Origin of the sequence: Terrisporobacter othiniensis, from assembly GCF_000808015.1 — a bacterium.
Taxonomy (GTDB): Bacteria; Bacillota; Clostridia; order Peptostreptococcales; family Peptostreptococcaceae; genus Terrisporobacter; species Terrisporobacter muris.
The window spans coordinates 1-7537 of record NZ_JWHR01000053.1 but is presented as its reverse complement, the minus strand read 5'-3'; the positions used below and the strand labels follow the sequence as shown (position 1 = coordinate 7537).

9 protein-coding genes are annotated in these 7537 nt (G+C 26.0%); 7 read left to right on the top strand and 2 right to left on the bottom strand.

Annotation, left to right across the window (positions count from 1 at the left end; all coding sequences use genetic code 11):
• The 5 genes from QX51_RS05035 to QX51_RS05015 all read left to right on the top strand — a co-directional run.
• A partial coding sequence (locus QX51_RS05035) for an ATP-binding protein (protein WP_039678810.1) occupies positions 1-275 on the top strand: 275 nt, incomplete at its 5' end.
• A 120-nt stretch (positions 276-395) separates the two neighbouring features.
• A complete protein-coding gene (trxA, locus tag QX51_RS05030) occupies positions 396-713 on the top strand; it encodes a thioredoxin (protein WP_039678809.1) in 318 nt (105 codons plus the stop codon).
• Between the two features lie 24 nt (positions 714-737).
• Positions 738-1628 carry an NAD(P)/FAD-dependent oxidoreductase gene (locus tag QX51_RS05025; protein WP_152607213.1) on the top strand — a complete coding sequence of 297 codons (891 nt, stop codon included), beginning with the start codon at positions 738-740 and terminating at the stop codon, positions 1626-1628.
• Positions 1629-1841: 213 nt separating this feature from the next.
• The gene (locus tag QX51_RS05020) at positions 1842-2213 is read left to right on the top strand and encodes an ArsR/SmtB family transcription factor (protein ID WP_039678808.1); all 372 of its coding nucleotides are present in this window, start codon (positions 1842-1844) and stop codon (positions 2211-2213) included.
• A complete protein-coding gene (locus QX51_RS05015) occupies positions 2210-2581 on the top strand; it encodes a NifB/NifX family molybdenum-iron cluster-binding protein (RefSeq protein ID WP_039678807.1) in 372 nt (123 codons plus the stop codon). The genes QX51_RS05020 and QX51_RS05015 overlap by 4 nt, the downstream gene beginning before the upstream one ends.
• Before the next feature lie 57 nt (positions 2582-2638).
• Here QX51_RS05015 and QX51_RS05010 read toward each other — a convergent pair whose 3' ends face one another.
• Positions 2639-3103 carry a hypothetical protein gene (locus QX51_RS05010; RefSeq protein ID WP_052232887.1) on the bottom strand — a complete coding sequence of 155 codons (465 nt, stop codon included), beginning with the start codon at positions 3101-3103 and terminating at the stop codon, positions 2639-2641.
• Between the two features lie 16 nt (positions 3104-3119).
• A complete protein-coding gene (locus QX51_RS05005) occupies positions 3120-4379 on the bottom strand; it encodes an ArsB/NhaD family transporter (RefSeq protein ID WP_039678806.1) in 1260 nt (419 codons plus the stop codon).
• A 350-nt stretch (positions 4380-4729) separates the two neighbouring features.
• Here QX51_RS05005 and recQ point away from each other — a divergent pair, with 350 nt between their 5' ends.
• Positions 4730-7207, top strand: a complete 2478-nt coding sequence (recQ, locus tag QX51_RS05000) for a DNA helicase RecQ (protein WP_039678805.1) — start codon at positions 4730-4732, stop codon at positions 7205-7207.
• 52 nt (positions 7208-7259) lie between these two features.
• Positions 7260-7508 (top strand): hypothetical protein, encoded by a 249-nt coding sequence (locus tag QX51_RS04995; protein ID WP_039678804.1) that lies wholly within the window; start codon positions 7260-7262, stop codon positions 7506-7508.
• Positions 7509-7537 lie beyond the last annotated feature (29 nt).

Below are 7537 nucleotides of genomic sequence, written 5' to 3'. Positions count from 1 at the left end.
TGATTGAAATAAGTTTTAAATTAGATGAAAAAGACAACAAAATAATTTGTACAATTTTGGATACTGGAATTGGAATTAAAGAAAGTGACTTGAAACATATATTTGATAGGTTTTTTAGAAGTGACAATGTGAGAAATAAAGATATAGATGGTTCGGGTATTGGTTTATCCATAGCAAAAATGATAAGTATAAATCTTAATTGTAAGATAAAACCATATTCTGTAGTAAATGAAGGGTCTAAGTTTGAAATAATTATACCTAGAGAAATATCTTAAACAAAAGTTTTTATAATTATAAAATGGGTATAAATGTAATATAATAAATATATATCCATATAATGTTAACTTTTATTAAAAAAATTAATATTATATAGTGATACATTAGGAGGAGAAATAATGGCTAAATTAGTAAATAACTCTCAATTTTATAATAAGATTAGAACATCAGATAAATTAGTAGTAATGGATTTTTTTGCAACTTGGTGTGGACCTTGCAAAATGTTAACACCAATATTTGAATCTCTAAGCAAAGAGATGTCGGACAAAGTTGACTTTGCCAAAATTGATATTGATAGAAGCCTTGAAGTAGCTCAAGAATATGAAATAGTTTCAGTTCCAACAATGATAATATTTAAAAATGGAAAAGAAGTACAAAGGATAGTAGGGTTTGTTCCAAAAGAACAAATAAAATCTAAAATAAAGGCTCACTTATAAGAGCTGTGGATTGTGGTGATGATAATGAGATATGATATAGCAATAGTAGGAAGTGGTCCAGCTGGGCTTTCGGCGGCCATAAATGCAAAGATAAGAAACAAAAATATAATATTATTTGGAAATGAAAATTTAAGTAATAAGCTTGAAAAGGCTCCAGAAATCAACAACTATTTAGGTTTTTATGAAGTTAGTGGAGAAGATTTGAAAAATAGATTTAAAGATCATATAGATAGTATGGGAATTGAAGTATCAAATAATAGAATTACAAATATTTATGCCATGGGTGATTACTTTGCTTTAATGAGTGGTGAAAACATGTTTGAGGCTACTACAGTTATATTAGCAACTGGTGTTCAATATGGTAAACCAATTAAAGGTGAAGAAGAATATTTAGGTAGAGGAGTAGGTTATTGTGCTACTTGCGATGCACCTTTATACAGAGAAAAAACTGTAGCTATTATAGGATATAATGAAGATGCGGAAGAAGAAGCAAACTTCTTAAATGAAATTGCTTCTAAAACATACTTTATACCGATGTATAAACATGAAGGTCTTATGAGAGGTAATAATTTAGACTCAAACATAGAAATCATAAATGAAAGACCTACTGAAATAAAAGGAGAAATGTTAGTAAATCAAGTTTCATTTAAAAATATTGCAATAGATGTGGATGGAGTTTTTGTAATAAAAGATAGTGCATCACCAAGAACTTTAGTACCAGGACTTGAGGTTGATGGATCACATGTTAAAGTTGATATAAATATGAATACAAATATTGCGGGATGTTTTGCATGTGGAGATATTGCTGGCAAACCTTACTCTTATATTAAATCAGCAGGGCAAGGTCAAGTAGCAGCAATTAATGCAGTATCGTATATAGATAAATTAAAGATAAGAGAAAAAAATAATAACTAAAATTTTTAAGAGTTAATATTAATGATTTTTATTTTAAAAATCTATTATAATATTAACTTTTTTTGTTGTAATAAGATATAGATATTAGATTAGATAAAATTTTAATATATAAAAAATAATTAATTTAAAAATGAATTTTAAAAATACTTGATAAAACTAATTAAGAGAACTATTATTTAATTAAGTAAGTACTTAAATAAAAAAGAGGTATCCATGGAAACTTTAATAAAAGTGTTTAAGGCATTGAGTGACGAAACTAGATTGAAAATTTTAATGATAATATCTAGAAAAGTCATGTGTCAAAAAGGTATATCTAAACATTTACAAATTTCAGACTCCGCAGTTTCTCAGCATATTAAAATATTAAAAGAAGCAAATATTTTAACAGGATATAAAGAAGGATATTATGTTTTTTATAGAATTAATGAAGAGGTTTTTAATGAATGTATATTCTTTATGAAATTTATAAATGATGATAATCATAGTTTTATAGATATGACCAATATTGAACCTAATAGAAATTGTTGTGGTAATACTTGTAAAGGCAAGTCAAAATGTTGTAGAAAAAGGGAGGATTTAAAATGAAAATTTGTATACCAGTAGTAGAAAATAAGGGTATGGAAAGTAGTCCATATAATCACTTTGGGTCAGCTCCAAAATTTTTAGTTGTAAACTTAGATGGTGAGGAAATTGAAGTAATAGATAATGGTGATTTAGATCATGAGCATGGAAAATGTCAACCATTGAAAGCATTAGCTAACAAATCTGTAGATGTTGTTATAGTAAGAGGTATAGGTGCAGGAGCAATATCTAAATTAAACAGCATGGGAACAAAAGTATTTAAAGGTGTTGAAGGAAACGTAAAAGAAAACCTTGAATTACTAAAAGAAAATAAATTAATGGAATTTACAGTTAATAATGGATGTAATCATCATGACTGTGGAAATCACTAGAAAATAAAAAAACATCTTGAAACTAATATTAGTTTCAAGATGTTTTTTTATTTAAATTTACTCTATGGTCTTAATATTTTTCTTACACTCTTCAATTTTATCATAAAAAGTACTTAATGTTTCCTCTAGCTGATTAATATCAATATCAGAAATATCATAGTTTAAAAACAAATTTTCTACATCTGTTGTCAAAGAAGTAATGGTATTATTTAAATTTAAAAACTTATTAAAATTATCAAGTTTTATAGCTTTTTTAAATTTGCTTAAATCTTTTTTTATGAATGAAACTATTTCAATTTCTTTACTAAAGATACCCTTACCTAATGGATAAGGTTCAATTCTTTGTAAAAAGTATTGATTTTTATGATTGATATTATAAGTATAAGTTATATCCAAATCATCAATTTTAAACTTAATAAAATATAAATAACCTTTAACTTTTGTTATTTTTGTAGCACCAATTTGTCTTAATAATATTTCAATAGAATCACCTTTTGTACTATATGTATCTATGATCGTCATTACATCACCATCCCCATTAATATCTTAATAATAAATATATGGTTGAAATAAAAATTGTTAGCAACATGACTGGAAAGCCAAGTTTAAAATATTTTTTAAAGGAAATATCATATCCATGTTTTTCACCAATATTAGCTAAGACAACATTGGCTGAAGCTCCTATTAATGTTCCATTTCCGCCAAGACAAGCACCTAAAGATGTTGCCCACCAAAGTGGCATTACATTCATACCTTGAGATTCCATAGTAAGTATTAAAGGAATGAGTGTAGCTACAAATGGTATATTATCAAGGAAAGATGATATTATAGCTGAAATCCATAATATTATACACATTGTATAAGTAGTATTTCCTTTAGTTAGGTTTATTAGTAATTGTGCAAGGCTATCTATGACACCACACTCTGAAAGTCCGCCTACAACTATAAATAAGCCTACAAAAAATATTATAGTACTCCATTCCACACTGCTTATTATTTCATTTGCATCTTGCTTACCTATAATTAACATAATACATGCTCCAGATAAAGCAATTATAGAAGATTCTATATTTAATTTGCTATGAAAAATAAATCCTAATAATATTAAGAATAATACACAGATACTCTTATAAAGTAGAGATTTATCTTGTATAGCTTTTTCTTCATCAAGAGAAGTAATACATGCCTCATTAGCCATATTAGAAATATCTTTTTTATATATAATTTTAAAGCATATAATTATTGAAATTAAAATAATTATAACAATAGGGCCAAGATTAATAATAAAATCAGAAAAACTTAAATTAGCAGCACTACCAATCATGATATTTGGAGGGTCACCTATTAATGTAGATGTACCACCAACATTAGATGCAATTATTTCTGTCATAAGAAAAGGAATTGGATTAACGTTAAGTATCTGACATATTACAATAGTCATAGGTCCCACAAGTAATACTGTAGTTACATTATCTAGTAATGCAGACAATACGGCTGTAATAAGAATAAAATAAATCATTATTCTCCAAGGATTACCTTTAGATTTTTTTGCAGTATAAATAGCAATATATTCAAATAAACCAGAATTTTTAACTATGGATACTACAATCATCATACCTATTAGCACGCCAATAGTATTGAAGTCTATATGTGAAATAGCTTTGTCTAAAGTTAAAACATTGGTAATTATCATAAGGACTGCACCACTAATAGCAGCTACAGTTCTATCTATTTTTTCTGTGATTATAGATAGTATTACTGCTGTAAAAATTAAAATTGATATAATTTGAGTATTCATAAAATCACCTCCATACTCATTAAGTAGTTAGAAAAACTAGCTATATTGATATTAGCATAAATTTCCAAAAAAGTTAATTAAAAAAAACTAACTTTAGATTGTTATTATATTAATTAACAAATAAAGAAATATACAAATATTTTTTTATGGTTTAAAATAGATATGATTGCTTTGTATTATAAAAAAATGTTAATATTTATGATGGGGGATATGGAGTTATTAAACAACTTTGTTAATACGGTTAATGAGTATTTATGGGGCCTTTAAGATTTAAATAATAAACTTGTATTAAGGAAGGTATTTAGGATATAATTATTAACAAACACAAGTTCGCATATAGGAGATGAAATATGTATAAAAAACCTATAGAAATATTGGAAAAATATTTTGGATATAAAGAGTTTAGAAGAGGACAAGAAGATATAATTAATTCTATATTAAGTAAAAAAGATGTAATTGCAATAATGCCAACAGGCGGAGGAAAGTCATTATGCTATCAAATTCCAGCACTTCTGCTAGATGGTATTACCATAGTTATATCACCCTTAATATCTTTAATGAAAGATCAAGTAGATACATTAAATTCAATGAATATTAAATCATCATATATAAATAGTTCTTTATCAGATAACAAAATAAAAGACATATTAAATGGCGTGTACAATAATGAGTACAAAATTATATATGTGGCACCAGAAAGATTAGATAATTATGAATTTATAAATTCCATTAAAAAAGCTAATATAAGTCAAATTGCAGTGGATGAGGCGCATTGTATATCACAATGGGGGCATGATTTTAGAAAAAGTTATACTAAAATATATGATTTTATTTATGACTTAGAAAAAAGACCTATAGTTACAGCTTTTACTGCAACGGCATCTACTAAAGTAAAAGAAGATATAATAAAAAACTTAAGATTACAAGATTATAAAGAGTATAGTACAGGGTTTAATAGAGATAACTTGGAGATTGATATAGTTAAAAACTGTAACAAAAAAGAATATATACTAAATTATATTGAAAAGAATAAAGAAAGTAGTGGAATTGTATATGCAGCTACGAGAAAATCTGTTGAAGCTATTTATGAAAGTCTAAAAAGGAGAGATTATTCTGTTGCAAAATACCACGGTGGACTTAGTAATGAAGAAAGACAACATTATCAAGAGTTATTTGTAAATGATGAAAAAAATATAATGATAGCAACAAATGCATTTGGTATGGGGATAGATAAAAGTAATATTAGATGGATTCTTCATTATAACATGCCACAAAGCATAGAAAATTACTATCAAGAAATAGGTAGAGCGGGAAGAGATGGAGAAAAGAGTAAATGTACTTTATTATTTTCACCACAAGATATACAAACACAAAAACTACTTATTGATTCGGGCATATCTAATATGGAAAGAAAACAAAGCCAGTATATTAAATTACAACAAATAATAGATTTAGTATACAGTAATGATTGTTATAGAAAAAATATTTTAAATTACTTTGGAGAAGAGTTTGAAAATAAATGTGATAACTGTAGCAACTGTTTAAATAGAGGCATCATGGTGGACAAGAGTGAAGATGCAATGAAGGTAATATCATGCATTATTAGAATGAAGAGAAGTTATGGTATCAATATGATTGTGGATGTACTAAGAGGATCTAAAAATAAAAAAGTTATAAATTTAGGTTTTAATACTTTATCTACATATGGTATTATGAAAAACTATAAAAGTGAAGATTTGAAAATATTTATTAATACTTTAATATCTCATGGGTATTTGGATATGGTAGAAAGTGTTTCAGGTAATAATTCTTTTGCTACTATTAGAATTAATAATATGTCTAAAGAAGTAATAAAAGGAAATAAAAAGGTAATGTTATATGAAATTACTTCACAAGAAGATGAAAAAGAAGTTAACTATCTATATGATAAATTGAAAGAGATAAGAGCTATTGTTGCTAAGGAAAATAAGATTGCACCGTATATGGTATTTTCAGATTCAACTTTGATGGAGATGAGTAAAAAATATCCTAGTAATAAAGAGGAAATGCTACTTATATCTGGTGTGGGAGAAGTTAAATTTGATAAATATGGTGAAAAATTCATTGAAGAAATAAAAATATATATAAATGAAAATAATGTGGAAATAAGTCAGATAAATTATGAAAATGATAATTTAAAACAATATGATGAATTTTTATATGTAAATAGTAATAAAGAACTTTACGATAGACTAAAGGAGCTTAGAGCCTTTTATGCTAAAAAAGAAAATACTATTTTTTATAAAATATTATCTAAAAATACGTTAAAAGAAATAAGTGGAAGATATCCAGTAAATGAAAAGGAATTATTAGATATTAGTGGAATAGGATCAGTGAAATATAATAAATATGGTGAAGCTATTATTAAGGTTGTGAAGGAATACTTAGAAGAAAAAAATATGAATCCTAAATGGCAAGAAAAAGATAAGCTTAAGATAGTTATAGATGGAGATAATCGTAAGAATAATGAAATAGCTTTAGACTTACTTAACCAAGGTAAAGATTTGAATGATGTAAGTTTAGATGTTGAAGTATCTCAAGCTACCTTATTAAATTATGTTAATGATTATATTTTAGAAGGAAATGTTTTGAATTTTGATTTAGAATTAAATGAATATTACAGTGATAATGAAAAAAATTTGATTTTAAAAGCTATTGATGAGTGTAAAAGTCAAAATTTAAATTTAATCAAAAAAATACTTCCACATACCATTAAATATGAAAGTATTATGGCGGTAATAATTGAAAATAATTTGAATTTGTCAGATAAAAAGAAGGAATTATGTTAGAGATTATAGAATAGGTTATATTATTAATTATACTTATGGGTGGGGGCTTAATATGGAGAGATGGAAAAAACTTAATGTTTTTGTAAGTTTAGGCGGTCTAGCATTTTTTATAATCAGTTTACTTTTTGTGAAATATAATCCTTTAATTCTTTGTTTAGCGGCCTTTGGACTTGGTGTTGCATGGAAAGGATTTAAGAATATTTATAAAAATGTAGAACCACCGAATATGGAAAAAGTAACAGATCCTTATGATAATAACATAATAAAAAGTAAAAAGAAAAAAAAGAAAAGAAAAAGATAATTATTTATAAAGCCACAGTATATTATTAC